The following is a 17,666-nucleotide window of genomic DNA, read 5'->3' on the forward strand; positions in this document are numbered from 1 at the left end:
GTGATCCGTACCGCCGCCCTCGACGCCCTGCCCGTACGGGAGGCCGTGCCCGCGCTCGTCTCGGCGCTGGACGACCACGGCACGGCGGTGCTCTGCGCCCCGCCCGGCACCGGCAAGACCACGCTGGTGCCGCTGGTCCTGGCCGGACTCGTGGGTGGCGGGCCGGGCGGCGGGCCACGGCGCCGGGTGGTCGTCGCCGAGCCCCGGCGGATCGCCGCCCGGGCCGCGGCGCGCCGGATGGCCTGGCTGCTGGGCGAACAGGTCGGCGGCACGGTGGGCTTCACCGTGCGCGGGGAACGGGTCGTCGGCCCGGACACCGCCGTCGAGGTGGTGACCACCGGGGTACTGCTCCAGCGGCTCCAGCGCGACCAGGAGCTGACCGGGGTCGACGTGGTGATCCTGGACGAGTGCCACGAGCGGCACCTGGACGCCGACACCGTCGCCGCCTTCCTCCTCGACGTACGCGAGACCCTGCGCCCGGAGCTGCGGCTGGTGGCGGCCTCGGCGACGACGGACGCCGCCGGCTGGGCCCACCTTCTCGGCCGGGGAAGCCCGGGCGGCGCGCCGGTGGTGGCGGCCGCGGGGGTCTCGTACCCCGTGGAGACGGTCTGGGCCCCGCCGGCCCGGCCGGTACGGCCCCGGCACGGCATGCGGGTGGATCCGGCGCAGCTGACGCACGTGGCCTCGGTGGTGCGGCGGGCGCTGGCGGAACGCGACGGCGACGTCCTGTGCTTCCTGCCCGGTGTCGGTGAGATCGCCCGGGTCGCCGGGCAGCTGGGCGGGGTGGACGCGGAGGTGCTGCAGATCCACGGCCGGGCCCCGGCGGCGGTGCAGGACGCGGCGCTCTCCGTCGCCGATCACCGCAGGGTGATCCTGTCCACCGCCGTGGCGGAGTCGAGCCTGACCGTGCCCGGGGTGCGCGTGGTGGTGGACTCCGGGCTGGCCCGCGAGCCCCGGGTGGACCACGCGCGGGGGCTGGGCGCGCTGGCGACCGTACGGGCGTCCCGCGCGGCCGGGCGGCAGCGGGCGGGGCGGGCCGGGCGGGAGGCCCCGGGCACGGTGTACCGGTGCTGGGCCGAGGCGGAGGACGGCCGGCTGGCCGCGTTCCCCTCGCCGGAGATCCGCATCGCCGACCTGGCGCAGTTCGCCCTGCAGGCGGCGTGCTGGGGTGACCCGGACGCGGCCGGGCTGGCCTTGTCGGACCCGCCGCCGACCGGGGCCATGGCCGCGGCGCGCGAGGTGCTGGTGGCTGTCGGCGCGGCGTCCCCGGCCGGCGCGGTCACCGCGCGCGGGCAGCGGATGGCCCGGCTGGGGCTGCACCCGCGGCTGGCCCGGGCCCTGCTGGACGGCTCGGCCGCGCTCGGTGCCCGGCGGGCAGCGGAGGTGGTGGCCCTGCTGAGCGAGGAGCCGCCGCGGGAGTACGGGGACGACCTGGCCGGCGCGTGGCGGCGGGCCCGCGCGGGCGGCGACGACGGTTACGCGGCCCGCTGGCGCGCGGAGGCCCGGCGGCTGGAGCGTGCCGTTTCCCCCACGGGACGCACCGCCGGAACCGGGGCCGGGGCCGAAACCGGAACCAGGGCGGGGGCCGGGGCCGGGGTCGGGGCCGGAGCCGGGGCCGGGGCCGGAGCCGCGCCCGACGATGCCGCCGCGGGCCTGGTCGCGGCCTTGGCCTTCCCCGAGCGGGTGGCGAAGGCCAGGGGCGAGGGGGCCTTCCTGATGGCGTCCGGCACCGCGGCCGAGCTCGGCGACGGCTCGCGGCTGCGCAGCGCGCCCTGGCTGGCCGTCGCCGTCGCCGACCGGCCCCCGCATTCCGCGTCCGCCCGGGTCCGGCTCGGCGCCGTCGTCGACGAGGACACCGCCCGGGTCGCCGCCGGACACCTGCTCGCCTCGGGGGAAGAGGTCCACTGGGAGGACGGCGACGTGGTCGCCCGCGCCGCCGAGCGCCTCGGGGCGATCGAACTGGCCGTACGTCCGCTGCGTACGCCCGATCCCGGGCTCGTGCGGGCCGCCCTCCTCGACGGGTTGCGGGCCGAGGGGCTCGGCCTGCTGCGCTGGTCCGCGGACGCGCTGATGCTCCGGGCCCGCCTCGGGTTCCTGCACCGCACGCTCGGCGGCGCCTGGCCCGACGTGGCCGAGGACCGGGCCCTGCTGGAGCGCGCCGACGACTGGCTGGAGCCCGAGCTGTCGCGGGCCCGGCGCCGCGCCGACCTCGGACGGATCGACGCCGGGCAGGCCCTGAACCGGCTGCTGCCGTGGGCCACCGGGGAGGCCGTCCGGCTGGACGAGCTGGCTCCGGAACGCCTGGAGGTGCCCAGCGGGTCCCGCATCCGGGTGGACTACTCCGCCGAGCACGGCCAACCGGTGCTCGCCGTGAAGTTGCAGGAGCTGTTCGGGCTGGCCGAGACCCCGCGGGTGGCGGGCGTACCGGTACTGGTGCACCTGCTGTCGCCCGCCGGCCGGCCCGCCGCCGTCACGGCCGACCTCGCCTCCTTCTGGCAGGGCGGGTACCGGGCCGTGCGCGCGGAGCTGCGCGGGCGCTATCCCAAGCACCCCTGGCCGGAGGACCCGGCCACCGCCGAGCCCACCCGGCACACCAACGCCCGGCTCAGGCGCTGACCCCGTCCGCCCGCGTCACGGCCTCCGCCTCCCGTACGCGGCGGCCGCGGGCCTCCAGCCACAGGGCGGCGCCGAGCAGGACGAGCCCGCCGGTGGCCAGGCCGATCGGCGCGTAGGTGTGCAGCGCGAGGACCTTCGTACGGTTCGCCTTGACGAGGTCGACGGTGTGGTCGGAGTAGTCCTCGCGCATGGTGACGTGTCCGGCGAAGGCGGTGAGCTTGCCGTCGGGGCCGCCGGCCGCGATGCCGCCGCGCATCTCCTGCTGGATGTCCTGCTCGGCGTTGACGGGCGCACCGGTCACCGGGTCGACCCAGAACCTCGCCTTGGTCGTGTACCAGAGGGTGGTGCCGGTGGCCGCCTCGATCGTCGCCGGGTCGATGCCCTCGATCGGCATCTTCTTGGGCATGGGGACCTTGGTCCAGGGGACGGTCTGCTCGAAGTAGTAGACATCCATGCCTTTGAACGTGCGCGGTCCGACGTAGTGGATCGGTGAGGAGGTGCGGGTCTGCGCGTCGAAGTACAGGTAGTCGCGCGGCTCGGTGAAGAAGGGCCACTTGAACTCGATGCCCTCACGCTTGACCGGGTCCCCGTCGACCATCTCCCCGGTGGCGTGGACCGGGTCCTGGGTGTGCGCGTCGAAGATGTAGCGCTCGGGGATCTGGGAGACCATCTTCCCGTCGGGGCCGATGATGTAGGAGAGCGTGTCCCAGACGACGACGTCCTTGCCCGCGCTCGCCTCTATCTCCTGGGACGCCTCCACGTTGCCCTTGAGGGTCTGGACGATGGTGACCTTGTCGACCTTCTTGGGCTGCATGCCGCCGGTGTAGTCGAGGAGCGTCGCGTCCTTCGCCTCCAGGACCATCTCCTGGTACTGGTTCGGCGGGATCTTGGCGAGGCGGGGATACGCGTACCAGCGCAGCAGTGGCGCGAGGGCTGCGCAGAACACGGCAAGGGCCAGCAGGACAAGGCTCGCTCTGCGTCGCACGGCCGGGCCCTCCTCTACTTTCCGGGCGCGGGGGGCGCGGTGGTGAGCAGGGGCTTTGGTGAGGTCTCGCCTTCGGGCACCCCGAACGCCGTGATGGCGAACACGAGGGCCAGCGCGGCCGCGAGGCCGATGACGGCGGCGACGAATGCGCGCATGCCGGGGCTCCGAAATCTGATGAGGCGTCAGAGATGGGGCACCGTAGCAATGCGGAGGCGAGATGAGAACGTCCCCGGCGCACTGATCGACGTGACGCCACCCGCCGCGGCGGCGGGTGGCTTCACGGGTGGCGCGAGCGAGGTCGGTCGAACGGTGCGGCCGGGACCGGTCAGCGGGCGGATGCGGACGTGGACGCGGACGGCGACGGCGACGGCGTGCGGGCCGGCTTCGGGGTGGCCGTGGACGCCGGGGTACGGCTGGGCGACGCGGACGGGGTGGGCGTGGGGGTCGGCGTCGGGGTCGGCGTGGGCTTCGGCGTCGGCGTCGGCGTCGGCGTCGGCGTCGGCGTCGGCGTCGGCGTCGGCGTAGGAGTCGGCGTGGGCTTCGGTTCCGGCGTCGGGGTAGGCGTAGGGGTGGGAGTCGGCGTGGGCGTAGGCGTAGGGGTGGGAGTCGGCGTGGGCGTGGGCGTCGGGGTGGGAGTCGGGGTGGGCGTCGGCTTCGGATCCGGGGTCGGAGTCGGCGTCGGCTTCGGGCCGGGCTCCGCGGGCGTGGGCGTACCCGTGCCCGGTCGGTCCGGCACCGCGTGCGTCCCCTTCAGGTAGTACGTGAACCAGGACCGCACCGTGAGCAGGTACTCCGTGGACCGGTTGTAGGAGAGCACGGCCCGGTCCAGGTCCGCGTCGACCCGCAGGTCGCGGCTGCCCGCGCACAGGTACCGGCCGGCCGCGAGGGCCGCGTCGTGCACGTTGTTCGGGTTGCGGCGGCCGTCGCCGTCCGCGTCCTGGCCCCACGTCGCCCACGTGGAGGGGATGAACTGCATCGGACCGACCGCCCGGTCGTAGCGGGAGTCGCCGTCGTAGGCCCCGCCGTCCGTGTCGGAGATGTTCGCGAAGCCGTTGCCGTCGAGCACGGGGCCCAGGATCGGCCGCAGTGTGGTCCCCGCCGGATCGACCTGCCCACCGCGCGCCTGTCCGGACTCCACCTTGCCGATGGCCGCGAGGAGTTGCCAGCGCAGTCCGCAGCCGGGGTCGCTCCTCCCGACGGTCTTCTCCGCGCCCAGGTACGCGGCCAGCACGCTCGCCGGTATCCCCTGGGCCCCTTCCGCGGGCCCGGTCACGACCGGTACCGCGGCGGCGGCCTCGGGAGTCGTCGGCGCCTGCGCCGGTGGCTGCGGCTGCTCCGGCAGTGGTACCTCCGGTGGCCGCGGGGGCACCAGCGGCGGGAGGTCGGTGAAGTAGGCGGAGTCGCCGCCCGCCGTGTCCGCGGCGCGCGGCGGCTCCGCGAGATTCTCCCCGGCGGTGGAGAGCCGGTCTGTGCTCCCGCCCACCGGGCCCTGGGACGCGGTCACCGCCGCGACCACCAGAGCGGAGACCACGGCGGCCGTCGTTCCCCTGCGCAGCCTGCGTCCGAATATTCGAGCCGACATGGGTCGGACCCCTCCCCCTCGACGTCCGCGTGACCCTACGTCAACTCCCTGCACACAGCACGCAAGGTGGGCGGGTATTCACCGGATCCCCACGTTCCGGAGCAGCTCACGCATACTGTCCGGACCCTTCGGGAGCATTGGCCCGAAGTAAGGAACGTCCACAGGAATACGCAGGAACACGTAGGAGAGGTGCCATGCCGTTCACTCTCAGCCACGCGGCCGCCGTACTTCCGGCCATCCGTCGGACCGGGCGTGCGCGGGGTCCCCTCGTCGCCTCGGCGCTCGTCCTCGGGTCGTTCGCGCCCGACACCTTCTACTTCACGGACGCGGTCGTCGAAGGCGTGCTGACGTACGGGGCCTTCACGCACTCGCTCCCGGGCGTCTTCACGCTGGACGCCGTACTGACCGCCGTCCTGGTGGGCTTCTGGCTCCTGCTGCGCGAGCCGCTCGTCGCGCTCCTGCCGCGCGGCCGGCAGGGCAGGGTGCACGCCTTCGTGCGGGGCGAGGCCTGGCGTGAGCGGCCCCGGCCGGCGGCGCTCGTCTGCTGGTTCTACGTCTCGGCGGTCGTCGGTTCCCTCACCCATGTGGGTTGGGACAGTTTCACGCACCACGACCGCTGGGGCACGAACGCGCTACCCGATCTCGCCGAGCCGCTCGCCTACGGCCTGCCGGGCTACTCCTTCCTCCAGTACGGCACTTCGGCCGTCGCCGCTTGTGCCCTGCTCTGGTTCACGGTGACCGCCCTGCGCCGGCTGCCCACCCTCCCGGCGCCCGCGGCCGTGCCGGTGCTCTCCCGCGCCGAACTCCGGGGTGCGCTCGTCCTGCTGGTGGTGTGCGTGGCGGCCGGGGCCACCCGGCGCGTGTTCCGCTTCTTCGACTTCTTCGACCGCATCCGTACGCCGCTCGACATCATCCCGACCCTCTGTTTCGGCGCGGGCGGCGGCCTGATCGTGGCGCTGCTGGTCTACGGGGTCCTCGTGCGGCTGCGGCACCGGCGCGACCGGACCGGGCGCCCCGCGGACGAGGAGACACGAACGCCCGTCCCCACCGCCTGAGCGGCGGGGACGGGCGCCGGGCCTGCCGGACGGCGATCAGTGCGCGGCGGACTCCCAGTCCGGGCCGACGCCCACCGACACGTCCAGCGGCGCCCGGAGCTCGACGGCGGCGCCCATCTCGCGCCGCACCAGCTCCTCGACCTGCTCGCGCTCGCCCGGGGCGATCTCCAGCACGATTTCGTCGTGGACCTGGAGCAGCATCCGCGAGCGCAGTCCGGCCTCGACGATGGCCTTGTCCACGCGCAGCATCGCGACCTTGACGATGTCGGCGGCGGTGCCCTGGATGGGGGCGTTGAGCGCCATCCGCTCGGCGGCCTCGCGGCGCTGGCGGTTGTCGCTGTTGAGGTCGGGCAGGTACCGGCGGCGGCCGAAGATCGTCGCCGTGTATCCGGTGGCACGGGCCTCGTCGACGACCCGGCCGAGGTAGTCCCGGACCCCGCCGAACCGCTCGAAGAAGGTCTCCATCAGGCCGCGCGCCTCGGCGGGCTCGATGTTCAGCTGCTGGGCGAGACCGAACGCGGAGAGCCCATAGGCCAGTCCGTACGACATGGCCTTGATCTTGCGGCGCATCTCGGCGTCGACCGCGGACCGCTCCACGCCGAACACCTGGGAGGCGACCGTGGTGTGCAGGTCCTCGCCGGTCGCGAAGGCCTCGATCAGGCCCTCGTCCTCGGAGAGGTGGGCCATGACGCGCAGCTCGATCTGGCTGTAGTCGGCGGTCATGAGGGACTCGAAGCCCTCGCCGACGACGAAGCCGCGGCGGATGGCGCGCCCCTCGTCGGTCCGCACCGGCACGTTCTGCAGGTTGGGGTCGGTGGAGGACAGTCGGCCGGTCGCGGCGACGGTCTGGCTGAAGCTGGTGTGCACCCGGCCGTCGGCGGCGATGGTCTTGACCAGGCCCTCGACGGTGACGCGCAGCTTGGCCTGCTCCCGGTGCCGCAGCATGATCACCGGAAGTTCGTGGTCGGTCTGCGTGGCCAGCCAGGCCAGCGCGTCCGCGTCCGTGGTGTAACCGGTCTTGGTCTTCTTCGTCTTCGGCAGGTCGAGCTCGCCGAAGAACACCTCCTGGAGCTGCTTGGGCGAGCCGAGGTTGAACTCGTGGCCGACGGTGGCGTGCGCCTCCTTCACGGCCTGCTGCACGGCGCCCGCGAACTGCTGCTCCATGGCCTCCAGGTGCTCGCGGTCGGCGGCGATGCCGGACCGCTCCATCCGGGCGAGGAGTTCGGAGGTCGGCAGCTCCATGTCGTGGAGCAGCTCCGCGGCGCCCACCTCGGCGAGCTTGTCCGTGAAGGCGTCGCCCAGGTCCAGGACGGCGCGGGCCTGCGCCATCAGGGCCTCGGCCTCGGCGGTCTCGTCGGCACCGAAGGCCAGCTGGCCGTCGGCGGCGGCGGGCGCCAGCTCATGGTGCAGGTACTCCATGGACAGGGCGTCCAGGGCGAAGGACCGCCGTCCCGGCTTGACCAGGTAGGCGGCGAGCGCGGTGTCCATGGCCACGCCGACCAGCGTCCAGCCGTGCTCGGGGAAGACCCGCATCAGGCCCTTGGCGTTGTGCACGACCTTGGGCTTCGCCGCGTCGGCGGCCCAGGCCGCGAAGGCCCGCTCGTCCGCCTCGTCCAGCTCGGCGGGCGTGAACCAGGCGGCGGCGCCACCGGCCGCGGCCAGCGCGATCTCGGTGACATTGCCCTGGCCGAGCGCCCAGCTGTCGACGGTCGCGATGCCCAGCGGCCCGCCCGCGTGGCTCTCCAGCCACGGCGCGAGCTCGCCGGTGCCCAGCACCGAGGCGTCCAGCTCCACCCCGGCCGCCGGGGCCGGGGCCTCCTCCACGGCCGCGCCCGGGTCCACGGCGAGCAGTCGCTCGCGCAGCGAGGCGTTGCGGATCTCCAGCACGTCCAGCACGCCGAGCATGGCGGTCCGGTCGTAGGGGGCGCGGACCAGGTCGGCCGGGGCCTTGGGCAGCTCGACGTCCTTGACCATCTCGGTCAGGACCCGGTTGAGCTTGACGGCCTCCAGGTGGTCCCGGAAGTTCTGCCCGGCCTTGCCCTTGACCTCTTCGGCGCGCTCCACGAGCTCCGCGAACGACCCGAACTGGGTGATCCACTTGGCCGCGGTCTTCTCGCCGACGCCCGGGATGCCCGGCAGGTTGTCGGACGGGTCGCCGCGCAGCGCCGCGAAGTCCGGGTACTGCTGCGGGGTGAGCCCGTACTTCTCCTCGACCTTCTCCGGGGTGAACCGGGTGAGCTCGGAGACGCCCTTGGTCGGGTAGAGGACGGTGGTGTGTTCGGAGACGAGCTGGAAGGAGTCCCGGTCACCGGTGACGATCAGCACGTCGAAGCCGGCCGCCTCGGCCTGCGTGGCCAGCGTCGCGATCACGTCGTCGGCCTCGAAGCCGTCGACGGCGAAGCGCGGCACGTGCATCGCGTCGAGCAGCTCGCCGATCAGCTCGACCTGCCCCTTGAACTCGTCGGGGGTCTTGGAGCGGTTCGCCTTGTACTCGGGGAACTCCGTCGAGCGCCACGTCTTGCGGGAGACGTCGAACGCCACCGCGAAGTGCGTGGGCGCCTCGTCGCGCAGCGTGTTCGCGAGCATCGACGCGAACCCGTAGATGGCGTTGGTCGGCTGCCCCGTCGCGGTCGTGAAGTTCTCCGCGGGCAGCGCGAAGAACGCCCGGTAGGCCAGGGAGTGCCCGTCCATGAGCATCAGGCGGGGACGGTCCGCTGCGGGCGGCTGGTCGGTCTTCTTCGCTGATGAATCTGCCACGCCCCGATCCTAGGCGCCCCCACCGACAATTCCGGCCCGTCGCCTCCCCCGGCGCATCCTCCCCACCGGCCGCCCCCGGCGCACCAGCCCGAGGGCGAGAACACCGGACCGCGCTCCCCCGATACCCGTGGGTCGTGCAAGGATCGAAACACGCGGCCACCCGTGCCGCACATGTACGCACGCTCGAAGGGGAGCGCGATGGCGACCAAGCCGCCCACAGGCGATCCGGTACAGGACGCACCGCAGGTCACACCGCCCAAGCACGCGGCCGCCGGCCTGCCCGCGATCGGGCACACCCTGCGGATCGCCCAGCAGCAGATGGGCGTCACCCGCACCGCGCGCACCCTGCTCAAGGTCAACCAGAAGAACGGCTTCGACTGCCCGGGCTGCGCCTGGCCCGAAGGCGACAAGCGGCACACGGCCGAGTTCTGCGAGAACGGCGCCAAGGCCGTCGCGGAGGAGGCCACGCTGCGCCGGGTCACCCCCGCGTTCTTCGCCGCGCACCCGCTGACCGATCTCGCCACGCGCTCCGGCTACTGGCTGGGCCAGCAGGGCCGCATCACCGAGCCGATGTACCTCCCCGAGGGCGCCGACCGCTACGAGGCGGTCGGCTGGGAGAAGGCCTTCGCGATCATCGCCGAGGAGTTGACCGCCCTCGCCTCCCCCGACGAGGCCCTCTTCTACACCTCGGGCCGCACCAGCAACGAGGCCGCGTTCCTCTTCCAGCTCTTCGCCCGCGAGTTCGGCACCAACAACCTGCCGGACTGCTCGAACATGTGCCACGAGTCCTCGGGCTCCGCGCTGACCGAGACCATCGGCATCGGCAAGGGCAGCGTCTCCCTCGAAGACCTCCACCAGGCCGACCTGATCATCGTCGCCGGGCAGAACCCGGGCACCAACCACCCGCGCATGCTCTCCGCCCTGGAGAAGGCCAAGACCGCCGGCGCGAAGATCATCTCGGTGAACCCGCTGCCCGAGGCCGGGATGGAGCGGTTCAAGAACCCGCAGACCCCCGTCGGCATGCTCAAGGGCACCGCCCTCAACGACCTCTTCCTGCAGATCCGCATCGGCGGCGACCAGGCCCTCTTCCGCCTCCTCAACAAGCTCGTCATCGAGACGGACGGCGCCACCGACGAGGCCTTCGTCCGCGAGCACACCCACGGCTACGAGGAACTCGTGGCCGCCGCGAAGGAAGCCGACTGGGACGAGACCCTCACCGCGACGGGCCTGACCCGCCCCGAGATCGAGCGGGCGCTGGCCATGATCCTGGCCTCGAAGCGCACCATCATCTGCTGGGCCATGGGCCTCACCCAGCACAAGCACGCCGTCGCCACCATCCGCGAGGTCGTCAACCTCCTCCTGCTGCGCGGCAACATCGGCCGCCCCGGCGCCGGCGTCTGCCCCGTCCGCGGCCACTCCAACGTGCAGGGCGACCGCACCATGGGGATCTTCGAGCGCCCCGCGCCCGCCTTCCTCGACGCCCTCGACAAGGAATTCGGCATCACCTCGCCGCGCGGGCACGGCTACGACGTGGTCCGCTCCATCCAGGCGCTGCGCGACGGCAAGGCCAAGGTCCTCTTCGCGATGGGCGGCAACTTCGTCGGCGCCACCCCTGACACCGAGGTCACCGAGGCCGCCATCCGCAAGGCCGCCCTGACCGTGCACGTCTCCACCAAGCTCAACCGCTCCCACGCGGTCACCGGCCGGCGGGCCCTGATCCTGCCCACCCTCGGCCGTACCGACAAGGACGTACAGGCGAGCGGCAAGCAGTTCGTGACCGTCGAGGACTCCATGGGCATGGTCCACGCCTCCCGCGGCAACCTCCCCCCGGCCTCCCCGCACCTGCTCTCCGAGCCCGCGATCGTCGCCCGCATGGCCCGCGCCGTCCTCGGCCCGGCCTCCGCCACCCCGTGGGAGGAGTTCGAGCGGGACTACGCCTCGATCCGCGACCGGATCTCCCGCGTGGTCCCCGGCTTCGAGGACTTCAACGCCCGCGTCGCCCGCCCCGCCGGCTTCCAGCTCCCGCACGCCCCGCGCGACGAGCGCCGCTTCCCGACGAAGACCGGCAAGGCCAATTTCACCGCCGCGCCCGTGGAGTACCCGCGCGTCCCGGCGGGTCGGCTGCTCCTGCAGACCCTGCGCAGCCACGACCAGTACAACACCACGATCTACGGCCTCGACGACCGCTATCGCGGCATCACCGGCGGTCGCCGCGTCGTCATGGTCAACCCCGAGGACGCCGCCGAGCTGGGCCTGGCCGACGGCTCGTACACGGACCTGGTCAGCGAGTGGAAGGACGGCGTCGAGCGGCGCGCGCCCGGCTTCCGCGTCGTGCACTACCCCACCGCCCGGGGCTGCGCGGCCGCCTACTACCCCGAGACGAACGTACTGGTCCCGCTCGACTCCACCGCGGACACCAGCAACACCCCCGCCAGCAAGTCCGTCGTCGTGCGCTTCGAACCGGCCTGATAGAACGACCTCAGGACAAGATGGTTAACGATCGTTGACGAACGGAGCCTGACCATGGGCGAGCAGCACGCAGTGAAGTTCCCGCAGGAGGTCCTCGACGAGTACGCGGCCCTGGGCATCGACCTGCCCTCGCTGTTCTCGGCGGGACACCTCGGCGAGCGGATGGACATCCGCATCCTGGAGGCCTCCGCCGACCGCGTCGTCGGCACCATGCCCGTCGAGGGCAACACCCAGCCGTACGGGCTCCTGCACGGCGGGGCCTCCGCCGTGCTGGCCGAGACCCTCGGCTCGGTCGGCGCCATGATGCACGGCGGCATCACCAAGATCGCCGTCGGCGTGGACCTGAACTGCACCCACCACCGCGGCGCCCGCTCCGGCATCGTCACCGGCGTCGCCACCCCGGTCCACCGCGGCCGCTCGACGACCACCTTCGAGATCGTCATCACCGACGAGCAGGACAAGCGGATCTGCACCGCCCGCCTGACCTGCCTGCTGCGCGACGCCGACCCGGCCGCCGCCGGCGCCTGACCCGGCCGGCCCGGGTGCCGTGACGCAGGACCGCCCGGGCCCCGGGGCTCAGGCGGTCCCTTCCCGGTCGGGACGCGGGCGCCGGCGCAGTTCCCTCACCGCGTCCGCCGCCTCCCGACGCACCCCCGTGTGGGGGTGGCGCAGGAATCGCTCGACGGCCGGGAGCGCCGCCCGGTCCCCCGTGGAACCGAGGACGCCCAGGACGTACTCCAGCAGGAGGGGTTCCATGCCGTCCGCCGCGGCGAGCGGTGCGACCACCCGATAGGGGAACTCGTAGGGCGTGGTCGCCGTGCAGAGTGCGTGCAGCGCGGATTCCCGCAGCTCGTAGCTCTCGCCGGAGAGCGCGACCGCGACAAGGCGCTCGGCGACCCGTACCGCATCGTCGTGCGCCAGGAGCCCCGTCCGCAGAACGTCATCGACGACTTCGAGGCAGCTGTCCCGGCGCCCCGCATCGGGGGTGTCCAGCTCCTGCCAGGCCGATTCGATCCATGCCATCGAGCTCATCGGTCCGGTCATGGCCGGAGCATAGGGGACGACGCGCGGCAGCCCGGCCGGCGGGAGCGGGCCCCGCCCCGGCTCGTCACCGCACCACCGGCCCCCTGGCCCATTCCCGGACGCCACCGCGCCCGCCAACCGCCCGGAATCCGCCAGTCCGCACGCTTCGCGGTGACATCTGTTGTGTCACCGATGGTCACCGCCTACCGTCCCCCCATGGGGACCATGCCACGCACGGCCCGGTACGCCGCCCACACCCTCCTCGCGGCGCTCGCCCTGACCGGATGCTCATCCTCCGCGCCACCCCCCGCGGCGGGCTCCGCGAGCCCCTCCGTCGACCCCACCACGCCCGCCCCGCCCTCGCCCGTACAGGTGTGCACGAACCTCGTGTCCTACTGGGCGAAGGAGACCCTTCTGGGCACCACGTGGTCCGGTCTCGACTGGGAGCAGAAGGGCCTGTCCAACGCCCAGTACGCGATCCACGAGGACGCCGTCGCCGCCGGGCACGCCGAAGAGCGAACTGCCGGACGGGACAAGGCACTTGAGCTGATCGACCGGTTCGTCGCGCAGCGCTGCGCCGATGAGGACGGCGCGACGACGAGTTCGGAGAACTGGCGGCCTCCGACGTGACCGAGGTCACCGCATTCCCGCATGCGGTGTCCGGCTTCCGGGCAGATACCCCCGCGCGAGCGAACCGCAGGTCGGGGGCCGTGTCGCCCCTCCGACAAGATCCATTCGATTGCGAAAGTGCCCTCTTGACCGTCACTCTGCGTAATGCGCATGAGGGTCGGAATCCCCCTTTTCCCTTAAGAAAGGCCACTCGGAGGATTCCTTTGCGCACGCGCAGCCACATTCGGCCGAAAATGATCTAAGACAGGAGCATGAAGGCCTCAAGCCCCTTAGGAGAACAGGTATTTCTCAGGATGCGGACACCCACCAAGGTAAGAAAACGTCCGATTTGTCCACACTCCCGCTACACATTCTTGGCCTTGGCATAACAAGAGCGTCACATCCTCCTTTCCCTGCTCCCCGCGCTCGCCACCTCGGGCCTAGAGTCACGGCCAGTCACCGCGCCGCAGGGCGCAATCAGCACGGCCGTGGACCTCCCAGTGCGGCCCGGCGACCTAACGGCACCTCTCACGAGAGAGCCGCGCCAGGGAAAGGAAGAATCGTGCGACACCGTTCTTTGCTCGTCCTCACCACCGTGATCACCACGGGAGCACTGACCCTCACCGCTTGCGGATCGCGCGACGGCGGAGACTCCAAGGACAACGGCGGCGGCAAGAAGACCACCGTCGTCATCGGTGTGGACGCCCCGCTCACGGGCTCGCTCTCCGCGCTCGGCCAGGGCATCAAGAACTCCGTCGACCTCGCGGCCAAGACGGCCAACAAGAACAACGAGGTCCCGGGCATCGAGTTCAAGGTCGAGGCCCTCGACGACCAGGCCGTCCCCGCCTCCGGCCAGGCCAACGCCACCAAGCTCGTCGGCAACAAGGACGTCCTCGGCGTCGTCGGCCCGCTGAACTCCGGCGTCGCCCAGCAGATGCAGGGCGTCTTCGCCTCCGCCAACCTGGCGCAGGTCTCCCCCGCCAACACCAACCCCGCGCTCAGCCAGGGCGACAACTGGGGCAAGGGCGAGTTCAAGCGCGGCTTCAAGACCTACTTCCGCACCGCCGCCACCGACGTGGTCCAGGGCAAGTTCGCCGCCCAGTACCTCTTCAAGGACGCCGGCAAGAAGAAGGTCTTCATCGTCGACGACAAGCAGACCTACGGCGCCGGCCTCGCCGCGATCTTCGCCGAGGAGTTCAAGAAGCTCGGCGGCGAGGTCGTCGGCACCGACCACGTCACCGTGAAGGAGACCGACTTCTCCTCCACCGCCGACAAGGTCAAGTCCTCCGGCGCCGACTCCGTCTACTTCGGCGGCCAGTACCCCGAGGGCGGCCTCCTCGCCGACCAGATCAAGAAGACCGGCGCCAACGTCCCCCTCATGGGCGGCGACGGCATCCAGGACCCGGCCTTCATCAGCGCCTCCGGTGAGGCCAACGAGGGCGACCTCGCCACCTCCATCGGCTACCCCGTCGAGAAGCTCGACACCGCCAAGAAGTTCATCGAGGACTACAAGGCCGAGGGCTACAAGGACCCGTACGCCGCCTACGGTGGCTACTCCTACGACGCCGGCTGGGCCGTCATCCAGGCCGTCAAGGCCGCCGTCGCCGCCAACAACGGCAAGCTGCCCACCGACGCCCGCGCCAAGGTCGTCGAGGCACTCGGCAAGGTCTCCTTCGAAGGCGTGACCGGCAAGGTCGCCTTCGACGAGTACGGCGACACCACCAACAAGCAGCTCACCGTCTACAAGGTCGAGGGCGGCAAGTGGGTCGACGTCAAGAGCGACACCTTCAACCAGTAAGCCCGTAGTCCCCAGCACCACCCGTAACACCTGAACCAATCGCCGCGCGAGGGCGCAAACAGCGCCCTCGCGCGGAGTCTTATCCGACACGCTCATCGGAGGCCCTGCGGTGCACGAACTGCCGCAACAGCTGGCCAACGGCCTGGCCCTCGGTGCTCTCTATGGTCTCATCGCCATCGGGTACACCATGGTCTACGGCATCGTCCAGCTCATCAACTTCGCCCACGGCGAGATCTTCATGATCGGCGGCTTCGGCGCCCTCAGCGCCTACGCCATCCTCCCGACCGGCACCTCCCTGCTGATCGCGATACCCGTCATGATCGTCGGAGGTGCCGCCACCTCCGTCGCCGTGGCCTGCGCAGCCGAACGCTTCGCCTACCGCCCACTGCGCAGCGCCCCCCGGCTCGCACCCCTCATCACCGCAATCGGCCTCTCGATCGCGCTCCAGCAGCTCGTCTGGCAGTTCTACCCGGACGCCAAGAAGGCCGTCAGCTTCCCTGAGTTCAAGGGCGCAGCCTTCAAGATCACCGACAGCCTGGCGATCCAGCGCGCGGACCTCTTCGTCCTCATCCTCGCCCCGCTCTGCATGCTCGCCCTCGGCGTCTTCGTCCAGAAGAGCCGCAGCGGCCGCGCCATGCAGGCCACCGCGCAGGACCCCGACACCGCGAAGCTGATGGGCATCAACACCGACCGCATCATCGTCATGGCCTTCGCCATCGGTGCCGCGTTCGCCGCCGTCGCCGCCGTCGCCTACGGCCTCGACAAGGGCCAGATCAACTTCGAGATGGGCTTCATCCTCGGCCTCAAGGCCTTCACCGCAGCCGTCCTCGGCGGCATCGGCAACATCTACGGAGCCATGGTCGGCGGCGTCGTCCTCGGACTCGCCGAAGCCCTCTCGATCGCCTACATCGAAGACATCCCCGGCATGTCGCAGCTCGGCGGTGGCGCCTGGTCCAACGTCTGGGCCTTCGTACTCCTCATCGTCGTCCTCCTCGTGCGGCCACAAGGCCTGCTCGGCGAGCGCGTCGCGGATCGGGCGTGAGAACCATGACCACCAACACCACCCCGCAGACCGCCGACACGGTGAAGCAGGGCCCCGCGCCCACCACCCTCCTCTACGCGGTCATCGCCGGCAGCCTCCTCACCATCGTCAGCGCCTTCCTCGCGTGGACCTGGACCGCCGAATTCCCCGGCGACCTGACCTACTACGGCAGCCCCGCGGGCCTCCAGTACGTCACCCTCGCCGGAGCCGCCCTCACCCTCGCCCACGCGCTCTCCGCGCTCGGCATCAAGGGCCTCGGCTGGCTCACCCCCAACGGCTCCCGCAAGGCCCTCTTCTTCCTCACCCTCGGCAACCTCGCCGCCACCTGGTTCACGGTCATCGCCATCACCGTCGTCCTCGGCGGAGTCGTCAACCTCGAACCCGGCGCCTACGTCGCCCTCGTCGGCTCGCTCATCCCGGTCCTCGCCGTGAACAAGCTCGCCGACGACACCCGCAAGCCGGCCCCCGCCAAGGAACTGCCCTCCTGGGCGGAAATCCTCATCATCACCGCCGTCTTCGCCCTCGGTCTCTTCGTCATCACCTACGGCATCGACACCGATGACAAGGAACCGCAGCTCTTCGTCGCCTACCTGATCACCGTCGGCCTCGCCGCCTTCGCGCTGAACAAGTCCGGCCTCTTCGCCCGCCTCGGCGGCCTCACCGCCAAGTACCGCCAGGTCACCCTGCTCGGCACCGCGGCCGCCGCCATCGCCTTCCCGTTCATCCAGCAGAGCGGCGACACCTACACGCTGATCGCGGTCAACATCCTGATCTTCGCGACCGTCGCCCTCGGCCTCAACGTCGTCGTCGGCCTCGCCGGCCTCCTCGACCTCGGCTACGTCGCCTTCCTCGGCGTCGGCGCCTACGCCGCGGCCCTGGTCTCCGGAAGCACCGCATCCGCCTTCGGCATCCACCTCCCCTTCTGGGCAGCGGTCATCGTCGGCGCCCTCGCCTCGCTCATCTTCGGCGTGGTCATCGGAGCCCCGACCCTGCGCCTGCGCGGCGACTACCTCGCCATCGTCACCCTCGGCTTCGGAGAAATCTTCCGCATCGCCATGGGCAACCTCGACGGCACCTCCGGCCCCGACATCACCAACGGCCCCAACGGCATCCCCAACATCCCCCACCTCGAAATCTTCGGGTGGAACTTCGGGGAATCCCACATCGTCGGCGGCATCACCCTCGGCGCCTACGCCAACTACTACTTCCTGATGCTGCTCGTGATGGCCCTCGTCGTCGTGGTCTTCGCCCGCGCCGGCAGCAGCCGCATCGGCCGCGCCTGGGTCGCCATCCGCGAGGACGAGACCGCCGCCGAAGCCATGGGCATCAACGGCTTCAAGGTCAAGCTCATCGCCTTCGCCCTCGGCGCCACCCTCGCCGGCCTCGCCGGCACCGTCCAGGCACACGTCAACAGCACGGTCGTCCCCGAGAACTACGTCTTCGCCGGGCCCGTCCCGCCGAACTCCGCGTTCCTCCTCGCCGCCGTCATCCTCGGCGGCATGGGCACCATCCGCGGCCCCATCCTCGGCGCCGCACTCCTCTTCCTGATCCCGGCGAAGCTGGCCTTCCTCCAGGACTACCAGCTCCTCGCATTCGGCATCGCCCTCATCCTGCTCATGCGCTTCCGCCCCGAAGGCCTCATCGCCAACAAGCGCGCGCAGCTCGAGTTCCACGACGACACCGCTGACCAGGCCCCCACGGACCTGGCCACCGCCAAGGCGGGGGCGTGA

13 protein-coding genes are annotated in these 17,666 nt (G+C 71.7%); 8 read left to right on the forward strand and 5 right to left on the reverse strand.

Annotated elements, in window-relative coordinates; genetic code table 11:
* Entirely contained in the window at positions 1–2,616 is a 2,616-nt protein-coding gene (gene hrpB / locus ACGFYY_RS19585) for an ATP-dependent helicase HrpB (RefSeq protein ID WP_393710861.1), read from the forward strand.
* Here hrpB and ACGFYY_RS19590 read toward each other — a convergent pair.
* From ACGFYY_RS19590 to ACGFYY_RS19600, 3 genes are all read right to left on the reverse strand, one after another.
* Positions 2,606–3,601, reverse strand: a complete 996-nt coding sequence (locus tag ACGFYY_RS19590) for a DUF3068 domain-containing protein (RefSeq protein ID WP_393710863.1) — start codon at positions 3,599–3,601, stop codon at positions 2,606–2,608. The two genes, hrpB and ACGFYY_RS19590, sit on opposite strands and share 11 nt — an antisense overlap.
* A gap of 14 nt (positions 3,602–3,615) precedes the next feature.
* Positions 3,616–3,756 (reverse strand): SPW_0924 family protein, encoded by a 141-nt coding sequence (locus tag ACGFYY_RS19595; RefSeq protein WP_106971437.1) that lies wholly within the window; start codon positions 3,754–3,756, stop codon positions 3,616–3,618.
* Positions 3,757–3,926: 170 nt separating this feature from the next.
* Entirely contained in the window at positions 3,927–5,183 is a 1,257-nt protein-coding gene (locus ACGFYY_RS19600) for a lytic transglycosylase domain-containing protein (RefSeq protein WP_393710865.1), read from the reverse strand.
* Between the two features lie 194 nt (positions 5,184–5,377).
* Between ACGFYY_RS19600 and ACGFYY_RS19605 the strand changes: the two genes are divergently transcribed.
* Positions 5,378–6,238, forward strand: coding sequence for a DUF4184 family protein (locus tag ACGFYY_RS19605; protein WP_393710867.1), 861 nt, complete (start codon positions 5,378–5,380; stop codon positions 6,236–6,238).
* Positions 6,239–6,274: 36 nt separating this feature from the next.
* On the opposite strand, the gene polA is transcribed toward ACGFYY_RS19605, so the two are convergent.
* The gene (gene polA / locus ACGFYY_RS19610) at positions 6,275–8,929 is read right to left on the reverse strand and encodes a DNA polymerase I (protein WP_393710929.1); all 2,655 of its coding nucleotides are present in this window, start codon (positions 8,927–8,929) and stop codon (positions 6,275–6,277) included.
* 264 nt (positions 8,930–9,193) lie between these two features.
* On the opposite strand from polA, the gene ACGFYY_RS19615 reads away from it, so the two are divergent.
* Positions 9,194–11,464 (forward strand): FdhF/YdeP family oxidoreductase, encoded by a 2,271-nt coding sequence (locus ACGFYY_RS19615; RefSeq protein WP_393710869.1) that lies wholly within the window; start codon positions 9,194–9,196, stop codon positions 11,462–11,464.
* A gap of 54 nt (positions 11,465–11,518) precedes the next feature.
* Positions 11,519–11,992: a hotdog fold thioesterase gene (locus ACGFYY_RS19620; RefSeq protein ID WP_365269284.1), complete on the forward strand. Its 474-nt coding sequence runs from the start codon at positions 11,519–11,521 to the stop codon at positions 11,990–11,992.
* 48 nt (positions 11,993–12,040) lie between these two features.
* Here ACGFYY_RS19620 and ACGFYY_RS19625 read toward each other — a convergent pair whose 3' ends face one another.
* A complete protein-coding gene (locus ACGFYY_RS19625) occupies positions 12,041–12,508 on the reverse strand; it encodes a hypothetical protein (RefSeq protein ID WP_393710872.1) in 468 nt (155 codons plus the stop codon).
* Positions 12,509–12,703: 195 nt separating this feature from the next.
* Here ACGFYY_RS19625 and ACGFYY_RS19630 point away from each other — a divergent pair, with 195 nt between their 5' ends.
* The 4 genes from ACGFYY_RS19630 to ACGFYY_RS19645 all read left to right on the forward strand — a co-directional run bounded on the left by ACGFYY_RS19630 (position 12,704) and on the right by ACGFYY_RS19645 (position 17,666).
* Complete coding sequence (locus tag ACGFYY_RS19630) at positions 12,704–13,117, forward strand: hypothetical protein (RefSeq protein WP_393710874.1); 414 nt, start codon at positions 12,704–12,706, stop codon at positions 13,115–13,117.
* Positions 13,118–13,658: 541 nt separating this feature from the next.
* A complete protein-coding gene (locus ACGFYY_RS19635; protein WP_150256965.1) occupies positions 13,659–14,894 on the forward strand; it encodes a branched-chain amino acid ABC transporter substrate-binding protein in 1,236 nt (411 codons plus the stop codon).
* A gap of 109 nt (positions 14,895–15,003) precedes the next feature.
* Positions 15,004–15,936, forward strand: coding sequence for a branched-chain amino acid ABC transporter permease (locus tag ACGFYY_RS19640; RefSeq protein WP_030008505.1), 933 nt, complete (start codon positions 15,004–15,006; stop codon positions 15,934–15,936).
* Between the two features lie 5 nt (positions 15,937–15,941).
* Positions 15,942–17,666: a branched-chain amino acid ABC transporter permease gene (locus ACGFYY_RS19645; RefSeq protein ID WP_393710931.1), complete on the forward strand. Its 1,725-nt coding sequence runs from the start codon at positions 15,942–15,944 to the stop codon at positions 17,664–17,666.

Origin of the sequence: Streptomyces sp. NPDC048331, assembly GCF_043201215.1 — a bacterium.
Taxonomy (GTDB): domain Bacteria; phylum Actinomycetota; class Actinomycetes; order Streptomycetales; family Streptomycetaceae; genus Streptomyces.

Coding starts and splice junctions, on each gene's coding strand:
- ACGFYY_RS19595 (WP_106971437.1), bottom strand. CDS start 3,756: ATGCGCGCATTCGTCGCCGCCGTCATCGGCCTCGCGGCCGCGCTGGCC.
- ACGFYY_RS19600 (WP_393710865.1), bottom strand. CDS start 5,183: ATGTCGGCTCGAATATTCGGACGCAGGCTGCGCAGGGGAACGACGGCC.
- ACGFYY_RS19605 (WP_393710867.1), top strand. CDS start 5,378: ATGCCGTTCACTCTCAGCCACGCGGCCGCCGTACTTCCGGCCATCCGT.
- polA (WP_393710929.1), bottom strand. CDS start 8,929: ATGGACGGGCACTCCCTGGCCTACCGGGCGTTCTTCGCGCTGCCCGCG.
- ACGFYY_RS19615 (WP_393710869.1), top strand. CDS start 9,194: ATGGCGACCAAGCCGCCCACAGGCGATCCGGTACAGGACGCACCGCAG.
- ACGFYY_RS19620 (WP_365269284.1), top strand. CDS start 11,519: ATGGGCGAGCAGCACGCAGTGAAGTTCCCGCAGGAGGTCCTCGACGAG.
- ACGFYY_RS19625 (WP_393710872.1), bottom strand. CDS start 12,508: ATGACCGGACCGATGAGCTCGATGGCATGGATCGAATCGGCCTGGCAG.
- ACGFYY_RS19630 (WP_393710874.1), top strand. CDS start 12,704: ATGGGGACCATGCCACGCACGGCCCGGTACGCCGCCCACACCCTCCTC.
- ACGFYY_RS19645 (WP_393710931.1), top strand. CDS start 15,942: ATGACCACCAACACCACCCCGCAGACCGCCGACACGGTGAAGCAGGGC.